21 protein-coding genes and 1 pseudogene are annotated in these 23,993 nt (G+C 42.8%); 16 read left to right on the plus strand and 6 right to left on the minus strand.

The window, feature by feature from the left end; genetic code table 11:
* The first annotated feature begins 9 nt into the window (after positions 1-9).
* The 3 genes from LYNGBM3L_RS44015 (at position 10) to LYNGBM3L_RS44020 (ending at position 1,912) form a co-directional block, all read left to right on the plus strand.
* Entirely contained in the window at positions 10-147 is a 138-nt protein-coding gene (locus tag LYNGBM3L_RS44015; protein WP_229414630.1) for a hypothetical protein, read from the plus strand.
* Positions 148-684: 537 nt separating this feature from the next.
* Positions 685-1,653, plus strand: a complete 969-nt coding sequence (locus LYNGBM3L_RS20830) for a carbohydrate kinase family protein (RefSeq protein WP_008187529.1) — start codon at positions 685-687, stop codon at positions 1,651-1,653.
* A 112-nt stretch (positions 1,654-1,765) separates the two neighbouring features.
* Entirely contained in the window at positions 1,766-1,912 is a 147-nt protein-coding gene (locus tag LYNGBM3L_RS44020) for a hypothetical protein (protein WP_154659868.1), read from the plus strand.
* On the opposite strand, the gene LYNGBM3L_RS41315 is transcribed toward LYNGBM3L_RS44020, so the two are convergent.
* On the minus strand, positions 1,902-2,714 hold the full coding sequence (locus tag LYNGBM3L_RS41315; RefSeq protein ID WP_008187531.1) for an S-layer family protein: 813 nt from the start codon (positions 2,712-2,714) through the stop codon (positions 1,902-1,904). The two genes, LYNGBM3L_RS44020 and LYNGBM3L_RS41315, sit on opposite strands and share 11 nt — an antisense overlap.
* 214 nt (positions 2,715-2,928) lie before the next feature.
* The gene (locus LYNGBM3L_RS20840; protein WP_008187534.1) at positions 2,929-3,141 is read right to left on the minus strand and encodes a hypothetical protein; all 213 of its coding nucleotides are present in this window, start codon (positions 3,139-3,141) and stop codon (positions 2,929-2,931) included.
* 95 nt (positions 3,142-3,236) lie between these two features.
* On the opposite strand from LYNGBM3L_RS20840, the gene LYNGBM3L_RS20845 reads away from it, so the two are divergent.
* Positions 3,237-3,536 (plus strand): adenylate cyclase, encoded by a 300-nt coding sequence (locus LYNGBM3L_RS20845; RefSeq protein WP_008187535.1) that lies wholly within the window; start codon positions 3,237-3,239, stop codon positions 3,534-3,536.
* Positions 3,537-3,724: 188 nt separating this feature from the next.
* Here the strand turns inward: LYNGBM3L_RS20845 and LYNGBM3L_RS20850 are convergent, their stop codons facing one another.
* The gene (locus LYNGBM3L_RS20850) at positions 3,725-5,215 is read right to left on the minus strand and encodes a mechanosensitive ion channel domain-containing protein (RefSeq protein ID WP_008187538.1); all 1,491 of its coding nucleotides are present in this window, start codon (positions 5,213-5,215) and stop codon (positions 3,725-3,727) included.
* Positions 5,216-6,051: 836 nt separating this feature from the next.
* Here LYNGBM3L_RS20850 and LYNGBM3L_RS20855 point away from each other — a divergent pair.
* The 6 genes and pseudogenes from LYNGBM3L_RS20855 to LYNGBM3L_RS20880 all read left to right on the plus strand — a co-directional run bounded on the left by LYNGBM3L_RS20855 (position 6,052) and on the right by LYNGBM3L_RS20880 (position 14,375).
* Positions 6,052-6,525 (plus strand): chemotaxis protein CheW, encoded by a 474-nt coding sequence (locus LYNGBM3L_RS20855; protein WP_044494127.1) that lies wholly within the window; start codon positions 6,052-6,054, stop codon positions 6,523-6,525.
* Positions 6,526-6,720: 195 nt separating this feature from the next.
* Positions 6,721-7,990 (plus strand): annotated as a pseudogene (gene iscB / locus LYNGBM3L_RS20860) (RNA-guided endonuclease IscB).
* A gap of 246 nt (positions 7,991-8,236) precedes the next feature.
* Positions 8,237-9,583, plus strand: coding sequence for a CheR family methyltransferase (locus tag LYNGBM3L_RS20865; protein WP_008187545.1), 1,347 nt, complete (start codon positions 8,237-8,239; stop codon positions 9,581-9,583).
* A gap of 23 nt (positions 9,584-9,606) precedes the next feature.
* On the plus strand, positions 9,607-11,280 hold the full coding sequence (locus tag LYNGBM3L_RS47685) for a methyl-accepting chemotaxis protein (protein WP_008187546.1): 1,674 nt from the start codon (positions 9,607-9,609) through the stop codon (positions 11,278-11,280).
* A gap of 252 nt (positions 11,281-11,532) precedes the next feature.
* Positions 11,533-13,149 carry a methyl-accepting chemotaxis protein gene (locus LYNGBM3L_RS20875; protein WP_008187549.1) on the plus strand — a complete coding sequence of 539 codons (1,617 nt, stop codon included), beginning with the start codon at positions 11,533-11,535 and terminating at the stop codon, positions 13,147-13,149.
* Between the two features lie 473 nt (positions 13,150-13,622).
* Entirely contained in the window at positions 13,623-14,375 is a 753-nt protein-coding gene (locus tag LYNGBM3L_RS20880) for a chemotaxis protein CheW (protein ID WP_008187552.1), read from the plus strand.
* Positions 14,376-14,501: 126 nt separating this feature from the next.
* Here the strand turns inward: LYNGBM3L_RS20880 and LYNGBM3L_RS48850 are convergent, their stop codons facing one another.
* The gene (locus tag LYNGBM3L_RS48850; RefSeq protein ID WP_267872069.1) at positions 14,502-14,624 is read right to left on the minus strand and encodes a hypothetical protein; all 123 of its coding nucleotides are present in this window, start codon (positions 14,622-14,624) and stop codon (positions 14,502-14,504) included.
* 28 nt (positions 14,625-14,652) lie between these two features.
* Between LYNGBM3L_RS48850 and LYNGBM3L_RS20885 the strand changes: the two genes are divergently transcribed.
* The 6 genes from LYNGBM3L_RS20885 (at position 14,653) to LYNGBM3L_RS49455 (ending at position 22,525) form a co-directional block, all read left to right on the plus strand.
* A complete protein-coding gene (locus LYNGBM3L_RS20885) occupies positions 14,653-17,223 on the plus strand; it encodes a hybrid sensor histidine kinase/response regulator (protein ID WP_044494130.1) in 2,571 nt (856 codons plus the stop codon).
* A 109-nt stretch (positions 17,224-17,332) separates the two neighbouring features.
* Positions 17,333-17,455 (plus strand): hypothetical protein, encoded by a 123-nt coding sequence (locus LYNGBM3L_RS48855; RefSeq protein ID WP_267872070.1) that lies wholly within the window; start codon positions 17,333-17,335, stop codon positions 17,453-17,455.
* 24 nt (positions 17,456-17,479) lie between these two features.
* Positions 17,480-18,490 (plus strand): chemotaxis response regulator protein-glutamate methylesterase, encoded by a 1,011-nt coding sequence (locus LYNGBM3L_RS20890; protein WP_008187558.1) that lies wholly within the window; start codon positions 17,480-17,482, stop codon positions 18,488-18,490.
* Positions 18,491-18,763: 273 nt separating this feature from the next.
* The gene (locus LYNGBM3L_RS20895) at positions 18,764-19,360 is read left to right on the plus strand and encodes an IS607 family transposase (RefSeq protein ID WP_008187560.1); all 597 of its coding nucleotides are present in this window, start codon (positions 18,764-18,766) and stop codon (positions 19,358-19,360) included.
* Between the two features lie 28 nt (positions 19,361-19,388).
* A complete protein-coding gene (locus LYNGBM3L_RS20900) occupies positions 19,389-20,861 on the plus strand; it encodes an IS200/IS605 family element transposase accessory protein TnpB (RefSeq protein WP_044494133.1) in 1,473 nt (490 codons plus the stop codon).
* Between the two features lie 146 nt (positions 20,862-21,007).
* Positions 21,008-22,525 (plus strand): response regulator, encoded by a 1,518-nt coding sequence (locus LYNGBM3L_RS49455; RefSeq protein WP_008187565.1) that lies wholly within the window; start codon positions 21,008-21,010, stop codon positions 22,523-22,525.
* A gap of 69 nt (positions 22,526-22,594) precedes the next feature.
* Here the strand turns inward: LYNGBM3L_RS49455 and LYNGBM3L_RS20910 are convergent, their stop codons facing one another.
* Together LYNGBM3L_RS20910 and LYNGBM3L_RS20915 are read right to left on the minus strand one after the other, a co-directional pair.
* Positions 22,595-22,801 carry a hypothetical protein gene (locus LYNGBM3L_RS20910; protein ID WP_008187567.1) on the minus strand — a complete coding sequence of 69 codons (207 nt, stop codon included), beginning with the start codon at positions 22,799-22,801 and terminating at the stop codon, positions 22,595-22,597.
* 177 nt (positions 22,802-22,978) lie between these two features.
* Positions 22,979-23,989 carry a hypothetical protein gene (locus LYNGBM3L_RS20915; protein ID WP_008187569.1) on the minus strand — a complete coding sequence of 337 codons (1,011 nt, stop codon included), beginning with the start codon at positions 23,987-23,989 and terminating at the stop codon, positions 22,979-22,981.
* Between the last annotated feature and the right edge of the window lie 4 nt (positions 23,990-23,993).

Raw genomic sequence — 23,993 nt, forward strand, 5'->3', positions numbered from 1 at the left:
AGAATGAATATGACATTGAACTGGAGTAATCCTCCACTTAGCGATCGCACCATTGACGGGGAATGCGATCGCTTATTAATAAGTATACCTATTTTATCGTCATCGGCAAATATGGCTTTTGTTATCTTTGTCGCCTCAAAAAGTTAACAAGAGACGACAGGAAAATCAATGATCACTGCAAGCCAGTAATGTATAGTGCCCCGCCTACGGCCAATCGCTTTTAGCTGTTCCGTTCATAAAAACGCTGAATTAATCGATTTTTATCGTCTTTATTTACGAGTACAAATAGCGTACTTTGCCCAACGAACGAATCACACCTTACCATTGCAGTCAGTCTTTAACTTCCTGTTATTTTTATCGACAAAATCACAAACAATAAAAAGTGAATTTCAAAGGGAATTAGAGGTAAAAATTAAATACCAATAACTCTGATTGCTGCCATTTCCACTAATAGAACTACTTCCCACCAGAGTTAAAACTATTGCTTAAAACTATTGCGGATATAGATAATTTAAAATACCAATAAGTCCGATTATGTTAATTAGTCGGGAGATAATAATAACCTACAGTATAATTTGATGTCAGTTTGGGTGAAATACTTGCGCGCCACTTCCTTGTGAGAAGATGGGCGATAGACTACCCGAATCACCGTTCAATTACGTTTGGTAGGTAAGGAATACCCTCATGACAAGTCCCCAGGTGATCTGTGCTGGTGAAATGTTGTTTGACCGTTTGTCTAATCAGCCAGGAAAACCCCTAGAACAGGTGGAGTCTTGGACAGACTATCCCGGTGGCGCACCAGCGAATACTGCTTGTGCTTTAGTAAAGCTGGGTATACCCACTGCATTTATCGGTTGTATTGGTCAAGATCAGCCAGGAGACATACTGGTAGAGTTGTTAAAGGATGTTGGTGTCGATGGCACGGGAGTACAGCGTCATGGTACAGCTCCCACACGGATCGTCTATGTAGTCCGAGATGCCTCAGGCGATCGCAGTTTTGCAGGATTTGGTGATATCGATACCACAGAATTCGCTGATACACGACTTCAAGCCGATCACTTGCCTACTGAACTATTTAAGGAAGCGAAGTTTCTAGTATTGGGGACTCTGGAATTAGCTTATCCCGAGAGTAAGGCAGCAATTAACCAAGCAGTTAAGTTAGCACAACAACACCAGGTCTCTATATTTATAGATGTGAACTGGCGACCGGTCTTTTGGAATGATGCCAATACTGCCATTGAAATTATTCAAGACATGATCCAGCAAGCGGACTTCCTGAAACTGACTGATGAGGAGGGAGAGTTTCTGTTTGGCACTGCTGATCCAAAAGCGATCGCACAACGGTTGGATAAAGTCAAAGGGGTATTAGTCACAGCCGGGGAACGAGGCTGCGCCTACTATCTGGGAGGAAACGAAGGTAAATTACCAGCATTTTATGTAGCAGTCCAGGATACAACCGGTGCCGGGGATGGCTTTACTGGTGGCATTATTTATCAACTATGCCACCGTGACTGGTCGAGTCTGAGTGATCCAACCGTTGCCAAAGATATTGTCACCTATGCCAGTGCAGTAGGCGCACTGACCACTCTCAAGCCTGGTGCGATCGCAGCTCAACCTACATTAGCTGAGGTGGAAGCATTTCTCTCTAGTTAGGGCTTGCTGAAAAAGTTTTGGTGAGGAGAGGCAATAGGCAATAGGCAATAGGCAATAGGTAAAAAATTATGTGTACCTCATAGCTATGATAAAAGCTCGCTATAGTTAGTTTTTGTACACTGAAGTTACCCTCTCCACACTTGCCACACTCTTCACCCGACTCCCGACTCCCGACTCCCGACTCCCGACTCCCGACTCCCGACTCCCGACTCCCGACTCCCGACTCCCGACTCCCGACTCCCTACTCCCTACTTCCTAAAACATGGATAATTCCAACTACTATTCCAACTACTATAGTTACCTTGGGCAGGATAAGGAACTAACTCCACAATGCCCTGCTGATTAATTATCCATCCTTGGGCTTCAATGATAGGTGATTTCTTTTTAGTCATTGGTTGTGCCTGATCTGGGCTGTTATACCCTAATTTCCTTCTCCTCCAACTCCGGCTTCTTCTCCTATTGCTTAATTGTGTACTGCTTTGATCAACCATCAGCCGCAAATCCGGTACCACCACTTGACCCCGCAACACCCCAGCTGGGTTAGCGGGGATTCCTCCTTTTCCGGTAACTAAAAAACTATTGCCGCTGTTTGCTGCACAATCGGTGATGATTTGATTGCTGGTATCTACTACATCTACAGGTAGCTTGTCTAAGGCTTGGGCGGGGTTAACCTCTGGAGTATTGAGAGTAACGCTGCCATCAATACCAAGTTGGGAGGACGCAGTAATCTTACTAGTGCGATCGCTAAAAATTCCAATGGCCGAAATCGTGATATTTCCCCCACGGCCTAAAATGGCATTGGCACTGATTTTACTACCCTTTGATGTCAGTAAAAAGTCAGTAGTAATAGTAATATTGCCACCAGTAGCAGTATCCCTGGCATTAGTCGTTATCTCACTGTTGTTCCGTAATACAATGAGTTTCGCATTAGAGAGGGTAATATTCCCTTGGTCTCCAGCAGAGGTTTTAGCATTGAGGAAACCATTGTCGAGTTGGATGGTATCAGCAGAGATGTCCAAAGTTCCAGCAACACCGGTACCTGTACTGCTGACCGTTACCAATGCGCGATCGCTAGCGCTAAATGTCTTGGTATTCAGGTTAAGGGAACCCGCTTTGCCTGTTTGGGTTGCCTGAGATGCGATCGCACTAGCTGGCCCATCTGGGTCAATCCTGTTTCGTCCAACTCTCGCTAATCGCTTGTTGTAGGTAGGGTCAATACCAGAGAGAGTGATGTTTTCAGAAGCATTGATAGTAATATAGCAGTCGCCAGGGCAGTTAGGACATCGACATTAGTCTCACACCCTTTGTAAGCGCAAGAGTTTGACTTCTGACAAATGACTTCTGACTTTTGACTTCTGCTATACTACCGGCATCACCACCCTTGAAGCTAGAGGTAAAAATCTGAGCACCATTGGTTAATGCTAGGGTGTCCACATCTAAGCTAATTTCACCAGCTGAAGCATCACTCTGACTTTTAGCAGTGATCACTGCCCCATTATCCAGACTGAGGGTCGGAGTTTGAATGAAAATTTCACCACCAACCTAAACAGTCCTATCGGGAATTATAAAAACAACATAAACTCTTGCGAGAAGCTCACCAGCAATTAGAAAAAACCAATACGTCCTATAGCCGATTTGTTCCCTTTGAATATCTTAACTTTCTTAAAAAAGAAACTATTCTTGATGTAGAGCTGGGGAATCACGTCAGTAAAGAAATGGCGATCATGTTCTCAGATATTCGCTCTTTCACTACCCTTTCAGAAACCATGAACCCCAAGGAAAACTTCGACTTTGTTAATGCTTACCTCAAGGGTGTTATAGCGGTTTTTAATCTAGTAAGGTACAATTTTTTTGGTTTTAGGGAGCAGGGACTGAGGCCGTAGGCCACGCGGGGCGCGTTCGGAGCAGGGACTTCGGAAGAGGGAACAGGGAACAGGGAACAGGGAACAGGGAAGAGGTAAAAAAATATGTGTACCTCATGAGGATAAAAAGCGCTATATAATTTTTTCTGCAAAAGCTAGATGCACCCAAACTTGGAAACCCAGCTGTAAAATCAATTCCAACAACCCTGTCAAATCCCAAAGAGCGATTGAAGGCGTTGGCGAATCTGATTGGTACCAGTCTGTTTTTCCTGTGTTCCACCTACCTTTATTCCTAATTGCTCTAGGGTCTCCTTACGTGTGAATAATTCTTCGGAAATTTGGTCAGCTAAATCTTTGTGCTTTGCTAAAAGACTCTTTAAATTTTCCCGGTCTACCACAAACAGAATCGTGTCTTCTAGGGCGCGAAGGGTAGCCGTACGGGGGGTACCCAGAAGCAAAGACATCTCTCCAATAAATTCCCCTGGCTTGCGGGTGGCAACCCGTTTTCCGATCGATTCCACAAAAACTTCAACTAAGCCAGATAGAATAATATAAAATGAATCCCCTGGGTCGTTTTCTTCACAGATTATATCCCCTGCTTTGAGCATTTGACGATATCCTTGCTGAATTATATGTCGTAGATCGCTATCGCTACACTTTTCAAAGTAACTCACCTTCCGCAAGAGATCTCGCAGGGTCAATTTTCCTCTAGAGTTAGTTTTTACTTTGTTTTTTTTGGCAGCGGGTACAGCTTTGTTAGAAAGGGATTCTTCCTGAGAATATGAGCCGTTACCAGCACCAGTTTGTTGAGGTTTTTGTAGCAGAAATTCTAAGTCCTTCAGATTTCGGATATACAGGTCTCTCTGAGGCTCGGCGTGCTCGATTCCCTGCTCACGAAGTTGCTCTTCTATCAGATAATACAAACTACTCTGAATTGATTCCATATTTGGGGGATTGTCGATCCATACTAAGAGTTCAAAATCCATGCCGTCTCCAAACCCTTTAAAATATACTTCAGGAGCAGGAGATGGTAAAACTTCTGGTTCTTTGCGAGCCGCTTCTAACAGTACTTCTGTCACGATGACTGGATCGCTTTCATCGGGAACGTCAACAGGAATTCTGAGCCGAGCTCTGGGGTCTTCATAACTCCAGTTAACCACATTGTTTTCCAGGAAACTAGTATTTGGAACAATAACAAACACCCCATCATTGGTGCGGATAGTGGTGGAGCGAATCGAGATTTTTTCTACAGTTCCTGACAGGTCATCAACTTTGACATAGTCTCCCACCTTAATTGGTTTTTCAAACAGAATCGCCAGACCACTGATAAAGTTGGCGGTTAAATTCTGAAGTCCGAAGCCTAAACCAATACCCATTGCCCCGGCAAAAACAGTCAGGGAACTGAGGTTAATCCCAGCCGTTTGCAGAACAATCAAAAATCCTAAGACAGTTAGAACATAGCCGATCAGGGAGGACAATGCTTCGCGAGTCCCACGATCTAACCCGAAGCGAGTTAGCACCCGACGCTTAATCACGTCCTGAAGTTTACGAGATATATATAAGGTAACGATAGCCATCACTATGAGTTGGACTATCATAATCAGAGACAACTCTTGGGTGCCCAGCTGAAACAGCTTGGTGGTAAACACCTTTAAGACGATGTTCCAGACTTTGCTCAGCCATTCAAAAACCAACTTCATAATTCAGTTATTTATTAGTCAATCAAATTGTCAGCTATCAGCTATCAGCTATCAGCTATCAGCTATCAGCTATCAGCTGTTAAGTTTAATATAATTAAAGCACTTAAGAGCTAATTTATAAAGTGATTAATCTTAGGGTGGGCAGTGCCTACCAACGCGCTTTGCAAGCTTCATTATCTGTCTGGTGCACTGCCCACCCTACATGAACCAAGCTGATTGAGAATGGTGCAAGATGTGAGTAAGAGCTAATTTATAAAGTAAATCTTAAGTGCTCAAATCCCTTGACAGATATGGATTTCAGGTAAGAGGGGGCAAACGATGGCGAACTCCTGAAACCATTGCAACGCAATAGTTATAGCCCCTAGAAGCGTGAACTAAGAGTGAAGGTCTTGAATTCTGAGGGTAATTGCGTGTAGAAGGCTAGGGTCAATCTGCTTGCTCCAAGTCCAACGGAAGCATGGGTAGAAAAACTCGCTAATTTGAGGGACATATCCCAGTACAAATGCTTTCTTTGCGCCTAGATCATATTTTGGACACAAGTAGAGACACTCTACCTAGGAGCGATACTAAGGTAGATGGGGAAGTATTAGGCTGGTTTAGTTCACATTTTTTTCATAACTTTTTCATAACTTTTTCATAAATAGCAGATTATTTTCACATTTTGACCATTATTTCACATTTACTTCATAATCTAGTTCAGAAAAGCTAATTAGGGGTTTGAGCACTCAGAAATTTAGAGGCTCAATGATGTTAAATAAAGAAGAAAAGACTATCCCCTATCACTTAAAAACAATACTCTTAGCAAGATCGTTATATAAATTCCCACCAATTAACCGATGTTAATGTTGATTTTTTATGTAGGAAATGACCTTTATGCCCTGGATAGTTCTCAGGTCGTGGAGGTAATTCCCAGAGTCAGCCTCCGAAAAATACACCAAGCTCCTGACTATGTGGCTGGTTTGTTTAACTACCGAGGTGCAATTGTGCCAGTCATCGATCTGTGCCATTTAATTCAAGGTACTCCCAGCCGCTCCCACTTAAGCACGCGGATTATAATGGTCAATTACGTTGCTAAGAATAATACTCATTACTGCTTCGGTTTGATGTCAGAACGAATCACAGAAACCTTAAAGAAACCAGATACTGAGTTGGTCGATGCCGGAGTTCAAATGAATGACGCTCCTTATTTAGGAGAAATGATTATGGATGAAAAAGGCATGATCCAACGAATCCGGCTAGAGTATTTGTTATCGGAGTCCCAACAGATATACTTATTACCTCCTAGCCAAAGCCTAGGCAATTCCCGGTAATCTCCGGGAACTGTCAGCTAGGATGCAGACTAAGGTGCGATTTGTTCCTACGTTGTTTTGGTCATGATACCCGGGAGTGACCTCCAGCTCCCGGCTCTATCGCTAACTATTAAAACAAAGGCAAATGTGTAGTTAGCCCAACAAGCCATTACAACCTTGTCAAGGAAAACATTACCAGTTTTGAGGCATTTAACAATGCAAAATTACGTACTTGTTATTGACACAAACAAACGACCACTAAACCCGATTTCCCCAAAGAAGGCTCGTCGGTTACTAGACAAAGGTAAGGCGGCGGTTTTTAGGATGTATCCCTTCACGATCATATTAAAAACTGCGATCTATAATCCAGTGGTATTACCATGTCACATTAAAATTGATCCTGGTAGCAAGACAACTGGATTTGCCTTAGTCCAAAACAATCAGGTGATCTGGGGAATGGAATTAGAGCACAGAGGAGAATTGATCAAGAAAAAACTAGAGTATAGAAAGGCTGTAAGGCGCGGAAGACGTAATCGTCACACCCGTTACAGAAAACCAAGATTCCTTAACCGTAGACGAAAAGACGGCTGGCTCCCACCTAGTTTAGAACACAGGATTTTGACTATTCATACTTGGGTAAAACGATTGATAAAATTTTGCCCGGTCAATGAGATTTGGGTCGAAAGAGTTAAGTTTGACACTCAAAAAATGCCAAACCCTGAAATTAATGGCATTCAGTACCAGCAAGGAGAGCTAGCTGGCTATGAAGTTAGAGAGTACTTGCTAGAGAAATGGGGAAGAGAATGCACCTATTGTGGCAAGCAGTCCATCCCGTTACAAATTGAACATATTCACCCAAAATCTAAAGGGGGAAGTAATTCGGCAAAGCCGACGCTACGCGAACGAGTAAGTAATCTCTGCTTAGCCTGTGAAAAATGTAATCAACGGAAAGGTAATAAATCTATAGAAGATTTTCTGAAAAAGAAACCAAATTTACTTCAGAAAATCAAAACTAAAGCCAAGCAACCATTACCGGATGCAGCAGCGGTGAATACGACTCGCAACAAGTTAGTGAAGGTACTTCGATCAATCAAGCTTGTGGTCACAGGAACGGGAGCGCAAACCAAATACAACCGGACGAAACTAGGACTGCCTAAGCAGCACTGGATTGATGCCGCTTGTGTTGGGGATATTGAGACCTTGGTCTTGAGAACCTCTCAACCCCTGTTAGTCACTTGCAAGGGACCCGGAGGAAGACAGAAAGCAGCACTTAACAAATACGGTTACCCCATCAGACACAACCCATTGAAACCAATCAAAGGCGCTTGTTACTGGGGACATAGCCAAGCATAAAAAACTAGGAATAGGCAAAGTTACCCCTAGAAGCAAAGGAAGCTTTGGATTCACCCCGCTAGGAACCAAGGGCTACAAAAGTTGCAAATCTCAAGATATATCAGCAATACACCGAAAAGATGGATACACTTAGGGACTTGCATGTAAAAAAAATACCAATTAAAGTAGGGTGGGCAAAGTTATCTTATCTATAAGACTCATTTGAACCAAAATGTTTTTGCCCACCCTACAAGCTAAAATCTGGTATTTTATTTTTTGGCTACTCCCTTACAGGTTTTGCTAGTACATGCCGGATTTTACCAGGAAATAATAGTCCTAGGCATGACTGGAGCAGAAAATCAAAAACTACCAACTAACTAACAACTAAGAACTAATAGTAATGATTCAGGCGACTATCGAGGCTTTGCTGAGAAAGAAAATCGGTTTGGATGGCAGTACTATTGGGTCTAGACAGATTGCTAGAGCGATAGAAACCAGAAGATTGGCTTGTGGCTTACCGGATCAGCAAACGTATCTGCAGCAACTGCAAACCTCACCTCAAGAACTCGAAGCACTGATTGAAACGGTCGTTGTCCTAGAGACTTGGTTTTTCCGGGACAGAAAACCCTTTGCGTTTCTGAGTCGTTACGTCATATCTGAGTGGTTGCCCAAACCCAACCACCCCATCCTGCGGGTGTTAAGTATACCCTGTTCTACTGGAGAAGAACCTTACTCCATTGCTATGACCTTGCTGGATGCGGGTTTGACTCCTAATCAGTTTCGGGTCGATGCCATTGATATCAACAAGGAAGCATTGCGCAAAGCTCGACGTGCTCTCTACAGCAGGAATTCCTTTCGGGGCAACCAGCTACAGCAACGAAAACGCTATTTTAAGCAAACAGCAGATGGTTATGAATTATGTCAGTTGGTGCGGAATACGGTTAATTTCAAGCATGGTAACATCCTAGAGCCCTTGGGCAAGCCTCAGAGCAACTATGACATTATATTCTGCCGCAATTTATTGATTTATTTAGATAAATCTGCCCGCTTCCGTGCTATAGAACTCTTAGATCGCTTATTAATGCCTAAAGGTTTGCTGTTTGTGGGGTCTGCTGAAACAGGAGTAATAACTACCAATCGATTTGTGTCCGTTCGCTATCCCTTTGCTTTTGCCTATCAGAAGGTGAAACATCTTGGAGAAGGCCAGACCAGGGACTCTCAACAGGGGCGCAGGAGAAATTGGGAAACCTCATCGTCACTCCCGACTCATAAGTCCCCAGTGACGCTGATCCATTCTCTGTATCCAATACAGGAAAAGCACAAGGGGCAAAACCAGGAAGACCAAACAACATCATCTTCCCCTTCTGCCCTGGTTAATCGACAGTCTAAAGCAATCAAACAGTCCTGTTTACAAAGGGAGCTTGAAAAGGGACAAGAATCCTTGCTTGAAAAAGCCAGGAGATTAGCCAATCAAGGAAGTTTGGAGGAAGCGGCGACACTGTGCCAAACTTACCTAAGTCAAAATTTGACTAGTGCTGAGGCTTATGTGTTACTCGGAGAAGTCCATCAGGCCTTGGGCAATGACGAGCAGGCTGAGCAATGCTTCCAGAAAGCGGTTTACCTGAAACCGAATTACTACGAAGCACTCTTTCATCTGGCTTTACTTCAAGAACATCGTGGGGAGCTGGCTAAAGCTACTCTAATCCGACAGCGAATTCAACGACTACAAAACCTGAAGAGTAAATAGCAACGGGGGCTACCTGGAATTAAATGAAAATTGCAACTAAACTACTAGGTCTACTAATATTTTCTAGTTTTACCATACTTTTAGGAGGGGGAATTACCTGGATAGAACTGTCAAAATTAGCGGCTGAAATCGGTAAGATAGCTGAAGAAGATCTCCCCCTAATTCAGCACATGACAGAAATGCAAGAAAGTCAACTTGCTCAGGCGGTTAATTTTGAACGGGCCTTTCGATTTAATTCCCGATATGCAGAAAGCGCCACTGCTAGAAACACCTTTAGTGAAGCCAGAGGGGAGTTCAAGCGAAGGGATGGATTAGTAGACGACGCTCTTAGAAAAGTTGATAACATCCTCAAACGTGAAATCCAAAAAGCCTTAAGTAATCAGCAAAAAGAATACTGGTCAGATTTAAAATCTGAATTAGATTTATATAAAATAATGCATGATATTTATGGCAATAAATCTGAGGAAGCGTTCAGTTTAATTGTTAAAAATCAACCCGATCAAGCGGAATTTGCTGCAGAACGGATGCAAAAGTCCGCAGAAGAACTTAAAGCAGAAATGAGGAGTCTATTGCGGCAAGCCATTACATTATCTCAAAACTCAGCCAATATTGCTAAAGAAGACCAACAACGTACCATCAACATCGTACTGATTGCTTTCATTTTTATCATTGGGGCTACTCTAGGTTTTGGAATTTTTGTCACCCGGGATATCGTTAATTCGTTAAACAAAGCAGTAGATATAGCAGAAGAAGTTTCGGCTGGTAATCTGAGTACCAAGGTGGAAATTACCTCAACGGATGAGATTGGACAATTACTGGCATCTCTCAAAAAGATGACTGAAAACCTCAATTCATTGATCTATAAGGTGCAACAGTCTGGTATCCAAATGACTAGCTCCACCACCCAAATTGCTGCCTCTGGTAAGCAATTAGAAGCAACCATGACCGAACAATTAGCCTCCACCAACGAGGTGACAAGCACAGCTCAAGAAATTGCCAATACCTCTGGGGAATTAGTTAAAACTATGGAGCAAGTCGCTCAGCTGTCTCAAATTACTGCTGATAGCGCTAGCCATGGTCAACAAGACCTGATGCGTATGGAAAGTACCATGCGTCACTTAGCCAATGCTACTAGTTCTATTTCTGCCAAACTGGGGGTGATGAATGAAAAAGCCAATAATATCAGTAGCGTTGTAACCACTATTACTAAAGTAGCGGATCAGACTAATTTACTATCCCTCAACGCTGCCATTGAAGCGGAGAAAGCAGGAGAGTATGGGGCGGGTTTTGCGGTTGTGGCTAGGGAAATTCGGCGGCTAGCTGACCAAACGGCAGTGGCTACTCTAGAAATTGAGACCATGGTAAAAGAGATGCAATCAGCGGTGTCAACTGGGGTGATGGAAATGGATAAATTTAGCAAAGATGTCAGTACTAGTGTAGAAAATGTCGGCAAGATTAGTGAACAAATTGCTAAAGTAATTGAGCAAGTGCAGAGCCTGACTCCCCAGTTTGAGATGGCAAATAAACGTGTGGAAAACCAATCGGAAAGTGCTCAACAAATCAGCGAGGCGATGGTTCAATTAAGCGAAGCATCACAACAAACGGCTGACTCTCTAAGAGATACGAATAATGCTCTGGAACGATTGGATGATACTGCCCAAGGATTACAAACAGAAGTTTCGGTTTTCCAAGTTTAGAAAAGCCGAGTAGTAGGATCGGAAGCGAGACCCTACAATTATATTTGCTCCGTCATGGCAATCCTAAATTATAGGTTTAAACTATATATCATTGAAACTAGTTTATAAGTAATTAACCGGACTTGATATATTTTTTAGTATGGGCAATGTAAGGAACATGATATAATTCATATGATTTTTTTACGATGGACGAAAATAATTTAGATTTTATAATTTCCAAGTCAACCAGTATAAATTATAGAGTATATCGAGATGTTTACCAAAATTAATCACCGAATTTTTTTAGGCTCTTCAATTCCGATTATTTGTATGATTGGATTAGGAGCAATTGTTTATTCAAGCGCGATGAGAACGTTTGAATTTGAATCTCAAATTGCGACCACTTCTTCAATCCTAGGACAAAGAGGCTGCCCCATAGAAGTCAACCTGATTGCTCATGGGCTTACGAAAATGGTGCGCAGTGTCCGAGCCTATGTTATTTCTCCTGCAGAGGTACGTTATAAGCAATCCTATCAAGAGGGCTATCAAAGTTTCCGTCAATATAGTTCAGCGCTCAAGGAGCAAACTCAAGACACTCTACAACGACAACTTTTGGAGAATTACATTGCAGAAGGGGAGAAAATACATCAATTATCTCAACAGGTTTTCCGACTCGTAGATTCAGCCAATATGCCTGATGCGACTGCTTTAGTTAAGTCAATTAATGCTGAAAATGTTGATAAGAACAGGGTGCAGATGATCCAACGGGCAGAAGCTCTCATGACGGAAGGGGTCAGACAATTCCAGGAACAACAGCGCTGGCTAATGAATGTGGTTTTGGTTGGCACTACATTATCGATAATACTGACTATCCTTATGGGTATATGGGTTACTTTGCCGCTACGAAGCAAGATAACTAGATTGCTAGGAGCAACCGAAAGGCTGTCTGCTGGGGATTTAACCCAGGCAATTGAAGTCTCTAAAGATCAAGATGAGATTGGACAAGTACTTGGTGCCTTGCAGACCATGACTGAAAACCTCAATTCATTAATCTATAAGGTGCAGCAGTCTGGGATCCAAATGACTAGCTCCACCACCCAAATTGCGGCCTCTGGTAAGCAATTAGAAGCAACCATGACCGAACAATTAGCCTCCACCAACGAGGTGACAACCACAGCTCAAGAAATTGCCAATACCTCTGGGGAATTAGTTAGAACTATGGAGCAAGTCGCTCAGCTGTCTCAAATTACTGCTGATAGCGCTAGCCATGGTCAACAAGACCTGATGCGTATGGAAAATACCATGCGTCACTTGGCCAATGCTACTAGTTCTATTTCTGCGAAACTGGGGGTGATGAATGAAAAAGCCAATAATATCAGTAGCGTTGTCACCACTATTACTAAAGTGGCGGATCAGACTAATTTACTATCCCTCAACGCTGCCATTGAAGCGGAGAAAGCGGGAGAGTATGGGGCGGGTTTTGCGGTTGTGGCTCGGGAAATTCGGCGGCTAGCTGACCAAACGGCAGTAGCTACCTTAGAAATTGAGACCATGGTAAAAGAGATGCAAGCGGCGGTGTCAACTGGGGTGATGGAAATGGATAAATTTAGCAAAGATGTCAGCAATAGTGTCGAAAATGTCGGCAAGATTAGTGAACAAATTGCTAAAGTGATTGAGCAAGTGCAGAGCCTGACCCCCCAGTTTGAGATGGTAAACCAACGTGTGGAAAACCAATCGAAAAGTGCTCAACAAATCAGCGAGGCGATGGTTCAATTAAGTGAAGCATCACAACAAACGGCTGATTCTCTAAGAGATACGAATCATGCTCTGGAACGATTAGATAATACTGCCCAAGGATTACAAACAGAAGTTTCGGCGTTCCAAGTTTAGAAGTAAGCCGTCAGCCTTGGCCTTGGCCAAAAGGCCACGCTACGCGAATGGCCACGCTACTTGAGGTGCCTTCAGCTTTTTAATCACGGAAAACTGGCTCTGCCGAACTTACTATGTCAAACTCAAAACCTTCAACGATAACTATCCCGTGATTTTCTACCTCAATATCCTAAACTAACGGTCAATAGCGGTGCGACCCCGCGCTTTCGTGGGAGCGCTAGGGAATTCGCACCAAGAGGTTGACATTACCTAGCCAATCAAGAATGAAGGATGAAATTGGAATTGGAGGGATAGTATTGGAAATACTGTATCTTCCTAGAAGACTATCGTAAATATAGCGTTGCTCAACTGTTCATTAACTAAGGAAATTACTCAATTAGAGTTAGATAATATCCAATTTTTTAATTATTAATTTTAGATGCTTAAACTAGCATAATAATTTTTGTTTATAAACTATACTAAAAACAAACATAATGTCAATTTATACAAGTAATAAACCAAGTTTTAACGATTGTTGGAACCAAATCGGAGTGACAGGCGATCGCTCCTGCCCAGAACTAAAAACCTTCATTCATTGCCGCAACTGTCCGGTTTATTCTTTAGCAGGGCGCGGCTTGCTTGAACGTGAACCGCCTCCAGGTTACATTAATGAATGGACTAACTTACTGGTTTCCCAATCTGTCCCACAAGGTGAAAGTGCTCTGACACAACTAGGGGAAACCATATCGGTAATTATCTTTAGGCTAGGAGTAGAATGGTTGGCATTGTCGGCAAAGTTATTCAAAGAAGTAACCCAGCCTTGTGTTATCCACACCATCCCCCACCGCAGCAACGAGATATTACTGGGAATCGTGAATATTCGTGGGGAAATCCTAATGTGCGTTTCCCTCAGCAATCTCCTGGGTTTGGAAGATAATCCTGCTAACTCAGGTTCCGAGCAATCCAAAATCCAACAGCCCCTAACTCGAAAATCCAAAACGAATGTGAGTCCTGTCATGTATCAACGGATGGTGGTTGTGGAAATTGAGAGCAACCGATGGGTCTTTCCCGTTGATGAAATTTTTAGTGTTCAACGGTTTCATACTAATGAATTACTCGATGCACCAGCGGTTATTTCTAAAGCTACAGATACTTATACAAAATGGATAATTATCTGGCAGGATAAAAAGGTGAATTACTTGGACGATGAGTTATTGTTTTACACCCTCAATCGGAAGATTATGTAATCCAATGGGGTGATGGGGGTCAAGTGCTATCTATGTAGGTATTCAGGCGTCAGCTATCAGCTATGAGCTATCAGCTATCAGCTATCAGCTATGAGCTATCAGCTATCAGCTATCAGCTATCAGCTATCAGCTATCAGCTATCAGCTTTGGGTCTATGGCCACGCTACTTGAGGTGCGAACAGCTTTTGAATAAAATAAACTGACGGCTGACCGCTGACCGCTGACCGCTGAATGCTTAAAAAATATCATAAATCCAAACTCTAAACTCTAAAATCCTATGACAGACAGCGGACAAGATATGAGCAATTTCTCCATGTTGGATTTATTCCGCATGGAGGTGGAAAGCCAAGCAACGATATTAAATGACAATTTATTGGCTCTGGAAAGTAATCCTTCCTCCAGCCAAGAACTGGAATCCCTAATGCGTGCAGCCCATTCCATTAAAGGTGCTGCCCGGATTGTCCAAATTGATGCTGCCGTTAACATCGCTCATACTATGGAGGATTGCTTTGTGGCAGCTATGAATAAAACCATTACCCTCAAGGCAGATCACATTGATGTCTTGCTGCAAGGTGTCGATTTCCTCCAACAAATCAGCCAAGTTGATGAAGTGAATTTAGACCAATGGTTGTCTGAACATGGGCAAGCCATTGAAGGTCAGAGTATTGCGATCGCTAAAATTCTCGCACCAGAATCTGCACCCTCCTCCCCACAACAGCCATCTCCATCTCCTGCCCCTAGTACCTCCGGGCCACAGAAGTCGGAAAAACTAAGCGCTATAGATGATCCTTCCGAAGTTTCCACTCTCGATACTACGAATACAGCCATAGAGACTCATCAGCAAACTGTTGATCAGCACCATCTAGATCAACAAAATATTGATCAGGTAGTAACTCACCAGGCTCAAACCGATTCTCCCCCTCAAGTACCTAGTCAGGAGTCTGACAAGACCACGATAGAGATTGAAAGTCAACCCTTGGAGCAGACTGTTAGCCACAAGCCTCAAACCCCAGTGGCTGCCAAAGACAATCAATCCTCATCTACCCCAAAAAATGATTTAACTGAGCAACCATCGATGGCTTTGGATAGTGCCAAAAAGCCGGAAGCTAAAGAGAGAGTTGTGCGAGTCAGTGCTGAAAACTTAAATAGCTTAATGGGTTTAGCTGGTGAATCCCTAGTGGAGGCGAATTGGCTACAACCGTTTGCTGATTCTTTGATGACCCTCAAGAAACATCAAATGGAATTATCGAAGATCCTGGAAAAATTACAGGATGCTTTAGCAATATCCCAGGTCAATCAAGTGGGGGAGGAATATCTGAAAGTCGCTCGACAAAAGGAACAGGAATGTCGAGAAATTTTAGGCGATCGCATGAGTGAACTGGAACTGTATGCTCGTCGCACTGCTAATCTTTCGGATCGTCTTTACCGAGAAGTGATTGCGTCTCATATGCGTCCTTTTGCTGATGGGGTACAGAGTTTTCCTCGCATGATTAGGGATATAGCCAGAAAGCTGAATAAAAAAGTTAAATTAGACATTACTGGCAAATCTACGGCAGTAGATCGAGATATTTTACAGAAACTAGAAGCACCACTGACTCATATTTTGCGTAACTCTGTAGACCATGGTATTGAACCTCCCCAAGAGCGTGTAGCAATGGGGAAACCAGCCCAAGGCACAGTGCGACTGGAAGCTGTTCATCGTGGTGGGATGTTATCGATTACTGTTGCTGACGATGGCAAAGGCATAGATCCAGAGAAATTGCGGGAAAAAATTGTCCGCAAAAAAATGATCACCCCAGAGATGGCAAGCCAGCTAGCTGAACATGAGCTGATGGAGTTTCTATTTTTGCCGGGATTTTCTACTGCTAAGCAGGTAACCGAAATTTCTGGTCGTGGGGTTGGTTTAGATATTGCCAAGAGTATGGCACAAGAGGTAGGTGGCACCCTGCGAGCTACCTCTAAGCTAGGACAAGGAACGAGTTTCCACTTCCAATTGCCTCTGACTCTATCAGTTATTCGTACCCTATTAGTGGATATATATGGTGAACCTTATGCGTTTCCGCTAGCACGAATTGACCAAATTTTCATGGTAGATAAAAAAGAAATTTCTGTAGTAGAAAACCGGCAATATTTTACCCTTAATGATGAAAACATTGGACTGGTAGCTGCCCACCAAGTCTTGGAGTTAGATGACTCTTATATCAAATCTGAAACCCTACCAGTCGTGATCATCAGTGACCAATCGAATCGTTTTGGATTAGTAGTTGATAAATTTTTAGGTGAACGGGATTTGGTGGTTCGACCATTAGATCCGAGGCTGGGCAAAGTTCAGGATATCAATGCTGCTGCTTTGATGGGAGACGGTTCGCCGATTCTAATTGTGGATGTGTCAGATTTAGTGCGCTCCATTGATAATCTACTCAATAGCCGCCAGTTGAACCAAGTCAGTGCTGATACTGATGATACTGATATCCAACAGCGGAAACGAATTCTAGTAGTTGATGATTCCATTACCGTGCGGCAAATGGAACGTAAGTTACTGGAAAACCAAGGTTATGAGGTGGAAATAGCTGTTAATGGCATGGATGGTTGGAACGCTGTTCGTACCAACCCTTATGATTTAGTTATTAGTGATATTGATATGCCCCGCATGAACGGCATTGAGCTAGTCAGCCATATTAAAAGCCATGATAAATTAAAATCAATCCCTGTGATTATTATTTCCTATAAAGACCGGGAACAAGACCGTATTCAAGGTTTGGAAGCTGGCGCAGATTATTATCTAACCAAGAGTAGTTTCCATGATGATTCTTTGTTAAATGCCGTGATTGATTTAATTGGGGAGTAGGGATTATTAATTGGTTAGTTTGGATGGCTTGCTTGTTAATTGTAAATAGTCAACTTGGAATCCAAGCTTATTAATTAATAAGGTTTGATTAATAAGTGGGAAAAAACAAATGAATAAAATAGACTATAGCGTTGATCATACTTATGAGGTACATTCAATTTTCTTAGGCTTACTCCCGACTCCCGACTCCCGACTCCCGACTCCCGACTCCCGACTCCCGACTCCCTTATAAAAAAGTAATCAGCATTTTTATGACATGAAAATAGCAATTGTTAATGATTCAATGATGGCAGTAGAAACCCTGCGGCGTGTCTTGATGGGGGTTCAAGACTATCAAGTAGCTTGGGTGGCTAGTGATGGTGCCGAAGCTATTGCCAAATGTACCAAAGACCTCCCAGACTTAATTTTGATGAATTTGACCATGCCAGTAATAGATGGGGTTGAGGCAACTCGCCAGATCATGAAACATTGTCCCTGTGCGATTTTAGTGGTAACCGCTAGCATCCAGCAGAATTCATCGAAAGTATTTGAAGCCCTTGGATATGGAGCCTTAGATGCTGTCAGTCTGCCAGTTTTGGGCACTCGCGGTAACCCAGATGCTGCCCAGGAACTACTTACTAAAATTGCTACCATTGGTAAACTGATCGGAAAATCCACCCCAAATTCAAAATCCCCAGCCCGAAATTCCCAACTCCATCTTCCGCCGTTAATCGCAATTGGTGCTTCGACTGGAGGACCAAAGGCTCTAGCAACGATTCTCTCCAGCATACCAGCAAGTTTCAGTGCAGCAATTGTGATTGTCCAGCATGTGGATCTGCAGTTTGCTTCAGGATTAGTGCAGTGGTTGAATAATCAGACACCCTTGGTAGTCCAGCTAGCGTCTGACCGTAGCCGTCCAGAAGTAGGGAAAGTATTGATTGCTGGAACCAAAGACCACCTGTGTTTAACATCGAATTTGAGGTTAACCTACACCAGCAAACCCAGTAATTATCCCTACCGCCCCTCCGTGGATGTTTTTTTCAAAAGTTTAGCCGAGTACTGGAAGCGCAAGGGCACGGCTGTGTTGTTAACTGGCATGGGTAGAGATGGAGCTGAAGGGCTAAAACTGTTGCGCTCTAAAGGTTGGCATACTATTGCCCAAGATAAAAGCAGTTGCGTGGTTTATGGGATGCCGAAAGCAGCAGCAGAGTTGAAGGCGGCGGTGGAAATTTTGCCCCTAGACGCGATCGCACCTGCCCTAATCAAAGGATTCGCTTTTAAGCCTTAGGTAAATTCCTATAGCTCAATTCCAATATCATTTTTATTGCACAACATTGATCTCTTATAATAATTCTTAACAATAACTGACTATTAATCACAATTGGCATGACATAGTTTTCCCAGTTTGCCCAGAGTATTGAACAAAATTTGATAAACTGCTAAACAAATTAGCTAACCCCAAGTTATTTATCGATGCTGTACCTGATCTGATTGATAGCCGCTTAACCAAGCCCAATCAGATCGGGATATATTAGGATGTAACGGTACAATACGGACAAATATGTATCTTACTCCAACCGAAGCTCAAAAACGATATGGTTATAATCCCAAAACCCTAGCTAGATGGGCAGATGCAGGAAAAATCCAATGCATTAGGTCTCCTGGAGGTCACCGCCGCTATCTAGCTAGTTCCATAGATCGACTAATAGTTTGCGTTGACACTCGCCCTGTAGTCCTTTATGCCAGGGTTTCAACCAAGTCTCAATCGGAGGATCTAAATTCCCAGATTGAGTATTTGGGCAGGAACTACCCAAATTGCCGATGCTATTCAGAATATGGATCCGGATTGAACTTCAAACGCCGGAAATTTATTGGGCTAATGGAAAAAGTAGCGAACTCTGAAATCAAAACTATTGTCGTGGCTCACAAAGACAGACTGTGCAGATTTGGGTTCGATTTTGTCGAGTGGTTTTGCCATTTACATAACTGTCAAATAGTGGTGCTCAATAACACTTACAAGACCCCCCAGCAAGAGTTGATGGATGATTTTATGTCGATAATGCACTGCTTTAGTTCTAAGCTTTACTTTCTTCGTCGCTATGAAAAAGAAATTAAATCTACTGTCACCAAACTGGACAATACAGACAAAAAGCTATAAGATAGACACAAATAGCAAAGATCAAGCAATGACAGCAAAAGTAGGTATCAACAAAAAGATCTCAACTCAAGTCGTCCCGGTTGTCGGGATGGCAAAGTCGGTTGAGATTGAGCTGTTGTCTACGATGAAAAAGCTAGGAATCGTCAGGTCTGAGTCTTACCACAAACTAGGCAGCATAAAGCACTGGGGCTTAGACTGGAAAAAAGCTTACCCAGAAGTTAGAACTTTCAGAACTCCTGAGTCTCTGGGATTACCTTCAAAACTAATGGAATGGACTGTTAGTGATGTAGCGAAAGCTGTTAGGGCTCAACAGGCAGCTTGTGCTGATGCAGTAATCAAAAAAATTTACAAAAAGTTTCCTGGAAAAGATAACCAAAAGACAAGAAAAGAGTATGCCACGCAGCTGAAGACCTTAGCTCTTTTAGATAGTCCACTACTCCACAGGCTTGTAAGGATTGAGTTTCAGCGAGGACATTCTTGGGTCAAAAATCAGATAGTTTATCAGCAAGGAGGCTATAAGTGTAAGCGTATATCGCGAAACACCTACCAATTAGAAATAGCTGGACTCAGGAGAGGAAAAAGAAACAGGATATTAGTTAGGTCTAACCGAAAAATAAAAGGGCAAATCAGACTGATATACAACCAATTAGTGCAGCGCTTTGAAGTTCACTTCCTAGTTGACCATGGGAAAGTGTGTATCCCAGTTGACCGCCGCTCTGTTGGCGTAGATAAGGGATACACAGAAGCTTTCTTTGATTCAGAAGGGAAAGCTCATGGCAAAGGGTTGGGTAAGTTAGCGTCCAAGAAGTCAGATCGGATATGCGCTAAGAATCGGAACAGAGGAAAACTTTGGGCAATTCACAGGAAACTAGAAAAGATAGACCCGGCTAAGTCAGCTAGGATTTTAAAAAACAACCTTTCTAGGAAAACAGAGAACCGCCGTTATAGAAAAGACCAAACTGAAATATTATCAGTTATTGGTCAAGCCTCTAAGTCTTTATTTGGAGGAAAGGCATTAAAGGTTTTTGCAGAAGATTTAACACAACCAATTAAAAATAAGCGCCAGTCCAAGGCCATGTCTCGCAAGCTTAATAGCTGGATGAAAGGTCAAATGCGAGACTCTTTACAAAAATGGGCTGATTGGACTGGCTCCTTTGTAACAGAAGTCCAGCCGAGCTACACGTCGCCAGTTGACTCCATAACTGGAACCCTATTAGGGAAAAGGAGTGGGGACAGCGAACCCATATTTAATGGGGTCGTGTTGCCGGCTGACTGCAATGCTGCTAAGAACATCTTGGATCGGGGTATAGACTTCGAAATTTCTCGGTACTCTTCTAGAGCCGAGGTTCAGGCAGTATTGTTGCGCCGTACCGCGCGTTTCTTAAAAGGTATGGGACTGAGTCTTGCTGATGCAGTTGAGCTTGGATGGCTTGACTCTAAGCATAGTAAGACTCGGGCTTTTAAGGAACTCCTGAACGGGATTTCAGGAGCGCCCAAATAGATGAGTGGGAGGCTTAACTCCGATTGCTGCTTGACCACTCCTCACTTGGGCAACAATAAAATTTACCTTAACCGATTTGTAGGGACTTGTCCTAATAATCCCGGTTTAAGAGTATCCCAAAGCTGGACAAGGACATTACAAATAAAATGGTGACCCAAGAGCCGATTAAAGTCCTACTTATCGATGATCAGCCCATGATCGGCGAAGCCATCCGCCGCATGTTGGCTCCGGAAAAGGATATTATCTTCCGCTATTGTCAGGATCCAACTCAAACCTTAAAAGTAGCTAAGGAGTACCAACCAACGGTCATTCTACAAGACTTGGTCATGCCGGAGATGGATGGCTTGTTGTTAGTGCGTTTTCTGCGCTCTAAGGATTCGCCGACTAGACCTATTCCCCTGATTGTACTCTCAAGTAAAGAAGAACCAGTAATTAAAGCCAAAGCCTTTGGATTTGGAGCAAATGATTACTTAGTAAAACTGCCAGATCGGGTAGAACTAATTGCTCGGATTCGTTACCATTCCAAAGCCTATCTTAACTTCCTGAAACGAACCGAAGCTGAAGAGCAGCTTAAAGCTGAAAATCTGCGCCAGTCAAAGTATATAAAACAGGTAGAAAAGGTAACAGTAGCAGCCGCCGCTGTGGAAAATGATACCTTTGAGCCTGAAAATCTGGAGGAAGTAGCTGCTCGGAGCGACGAGTTAGGACGACTAGCACGGGTTTTCCGGCAAATGGTTCAAACGGTAAAAGCCCGTGAGCAAGAATTGACTCAAGCCAATGAAACTCTGGAAACCCTAAAAAATTCCTTTGCTCGGTTTTTCCCATTTGAATATCTGAATTTTCTGCACAAAGACAATGTGATTCATGTCCAATTAGGCGACCACGTTAGTAAAGAAATGGCGGTGATGTTCAGTGATATTCGCTCCTTTACTACCATTTCTGAGAGTATGACACCAAAGGAAAACTTTGACTTCGTCAATGCCTATCTTAAGCGTGTTAGTCCTGAAATTCGCAATCACGATGGCTTTATTGTCAAATTTCTTGGGGATGGCATGATGGCAATTTTCCCTGATGGCGCTGATAATGCTGTCTGTGCTGGAATTGCCAAGCTCAAAAAAGTCCACCAATACAATCAAAAGCGTGAAGCCAACGGTTATTTACCGATTCAAGTAGGGATTGGTATCCACTATGGTCACATGATGGTGGGGATGGTTGGAGAGACATTCCGAATGCAGGGGGATGCTTTTTCTGATAATGTTAACTTGACCGCTCGTTTGGAAGGCTTGACCAAGTTCTATGGGGTTTCTTTCTTAATTTCCCAGCAAACCTTAGAGAAATTGAGCAATCCAAATCACTATCAAATTCGGTTTCTAGATCGAGCAATTGTTAAAGGTAGAAATGAACCCCTTGCCATCTATGAAGTGCTGGATGGTGAGACGGAGGCAGTTAGGGAATTGAAGTTAAAAACGCAACTGGAATTTGAACAAGGTTTAGAGTGTTATCGCACTCAAGGATTTGACAAGGCTTTAGAATATTTTAATCACGTGTTAATGGTGAATCCTTTGGATAAGACCGCTGCCTTATATATGGAGCGAATTAATCAGTTGATGGCCCAAGGGGTGCCACAGGATTGGGATGGAGTTTGGCGGTTTACCAAGAAGTAAGCTATCTGGATTAATGGGAGTAGGGAGTAGGGAGTAGGGAGTAGGGAGTAGCTGACAAGGGTAGGTTTTTTAGTTTGGAGATAGGTAATAGGTAATAGGTAATAGGTAATAGGTAATGGGTAATGGGTAATGGGTAATGGGTAATGGGTGATGGGTAATAGGTAATGGGTAATAGGTAATGGGTAATAGGGGGAGCATGTCACTTATGCCTAATATTTGTACATTATCTATAGCCCCCTCATGGGTAATTGCTTGCTCTAATGGTACATAGTTCATCTGTTCGGCAACTAAGACCGGCTCCCTAACAGGATTTTTGTTGTTTTGTCAAGTAGTTCATTTGTTCGGGAAATTTGACCTGCTCCCATCATGTTTAATCGATTTTAGGAGTTTTTAGGTGATTCGGCAACACTATCATTGATTGCATTTTTGCTCTTGATTTTAAGCTGATATCACCTAATTTTTCAGATACTTATCGAGCTGGAAAAACTCAATCAATTCCTCAAAATTGGTGTCATTAGCGGTAGGAGTTGAGAATTCAATAGCTTTAATTATGGCTGGATTCAAATACTTAAAAACATCATGGGTTAAAACTGCAATTGCTTCGGCGGTAAACCCTTTAAGTTCACGAGCCAATCTAGCCATTCGTCCCTTAGCAAAATTGACTTGAAAGCGAGTCCTTTTCAGCAGCCGTTGTCTAAGATTTTCATAAATAGTTTGTTTATCGATAGCTTCGGAATCAGGAATATCTTGATTCAAAATTATGGGGATAATATCAGGATTTTCTTCTAGAAATAGCAGACTGCCTTCCTCGTTAAATGCTTCAATCCCTTCCATTCCCAAAGTGCCTAAATCAGCCAAAGCAATAATCCGAGCTACCAGAGATAGGTTTTTATCATAAGAGTAGAGGTCAGGTTGGTAAATTGTATTGTCTGAAGTATCATACCAACAAATGGTAGCGTTAATCGCTTCTGTAATGATTTGTAAATCTGAATCGGTAAACAAGGCCAGATGGTTAGGAGTTTGCTTACTTATCCATTCATTCTGATTTTTGATGTAATCCAAAAGCTTAGTAATTGTAGCGGCTTCGCTCACACCACTTTCTCGCCGTCTAGAGGTATAGGGTTGGATTTGAGGGAGAAACTCTTGCACCATATCGTGAGCAATGGCGCACAGATCGATTAACTGTTTGATTCTGCTCAGATAGTCTGGTGCTATATCATTGTCCAGACCGGCTTCCCAATCGGGTCTGATGGCTTGGAAAATCCGATCAGCTCTACGCTGAACTCCATTAACATGGTCACAAGTATGATAGTAAAGCTGTTTTCGCTCCGTTTCTTTTTCCATTTCCAACAGAGCAAAGGTTTTCACCCTAGTGACTGCTTCCACAAAGGAGCTAGGAAGCTGATCTGACTCATCAATTGAGGGGTGTGATAGATACTGATTATCCTGATTACGTTGATTCATGATA

Origin of the sequence: Moorena producens 3L (genome assembly GCF_000211815.1) — a bacterium.
Lineage (GTDB): Bacteria > Cyanobacteriota > Cyanobacteriia > Cyanobacteriales > Coleofasciculaceae > Moorena > Moorena producens.

Coding starts and splice junctions, on each gene's coding strand:
- LYNGBM3L_RS44015 (WP_229414630.1), top strand. CDS start 10: ATGACATTGAACTGGAGTAATCCTCCACTTAGCGATCGCACCATTGAC.
- LYNGBM3L_RS20830 (WP_008187529.1), top strand. CDS start 685: ATGACAAGTCCCCAGGTGATCTGTGCTGGTGAAATGTTGTTTGACCGT.
- LYNGBM3L_RS20850 (WP_008187538.1), bottom strand. CDS start 5,215: ATGAAGTTGGTTTTTGAATGGCTGAGCAAAGTCTGGAACATCGTCTTA.
- LYNGBM3L_RS20855 (WP_044494127.1), top strand. CDS start 6,052: ATGTTAATGTTGATTTTTTATGTAGGAAATGACCTTTATGCCCTGGAT.
- LYNGBM3L_RS20865 (WP_008187545.1), top strand. CDS start 8,237: ATGATTCAGGCGACTATCGAGGCTTTGCTGAGAAAGAAAATCGGTTTG.
- LYNGBM3L_RS47685 (WP_008187546.1), top strand. CDS start 9,607: ATGAAAATTGCAACTAAACTACTAGGTCTACTAATATTTTCTAGTTTT.
- LYNGBM3L_RS20875 (WP_008187549.1), top strand. CDS start 11,533: ATGTTTACCAAAATTAATCACCGAATTTTTTTAGGCTCTTCAATTCCG.
- LYNGBM3L_RS20880 (WP_008187552.1), top strand. CDS start 13,623: ATGTCAATTTATACAAGTAATAAACCAAGTTTTAACGATTGTTGGAAC.
- LYNGBM3L_RS48850 (WP_267872069.1), bottom strand. CDS start 14,624: ATGATATTTTTTAAGCATTCAGCGGTCAGCGGTCAGCGGTCAGCCGTC.
- LYNGBM3L_RS20885 (WP_044494130.1), top strand. CDS start 14,653: ATGACAGACAGCGGACAAGATATGAGCAATTTCTCCATGTTGGATTTA.
- LYNGBM3L_RS48855 (WP_267872070.1), top strand. CDS start 17,333: ATGAATAAAATAGACTATAGCGTTGATCATACTTATGAGGTACATTCA.
- LYNGBM3L_RS20890 (WP_008187558.1), top strand. CDS start 17,480: ATGAAAATAGCAATTGTTAATGATTCAATGATGGCAGTAGAAACCCTG.
- LYNGBM3L_RS20895 (WP_008187560.1), top strand. CDS start 18,764: ATGTATCTTACTCCAACCGAAGCTCAAAAACGATATGGTTATAATCCC.
- LYNGBM3L_RS20900 (WP_044494133.1), top strand. CDS start 19,389: ATGACAGCAAAAGTAGGTATCAACAAAAAGATCTCAACTCAAGTCGTC.
- LYNGBM3L_RS49455 (WP_008187565.1), top strand. CDS start 21,008: ATGGTGACCCAAGAGCCGATTAAAGTCCTACTTATCGATGATCAGCCC.
- LYNGBM3L_RS20910 (WP_008187567.1), bottom strand. CDS start 22,801: ATGAACTATGTACCATTAGAGCAAGCAATTACCCATGAGGGGGCTATA.
- LYNGBM3L_RS20915 (WP_008187569.1), bottom strand. CDS start 23,989: ATGAATCAACGTAATCAGGATAATCAGTATCTATCACACCCCTCAATT.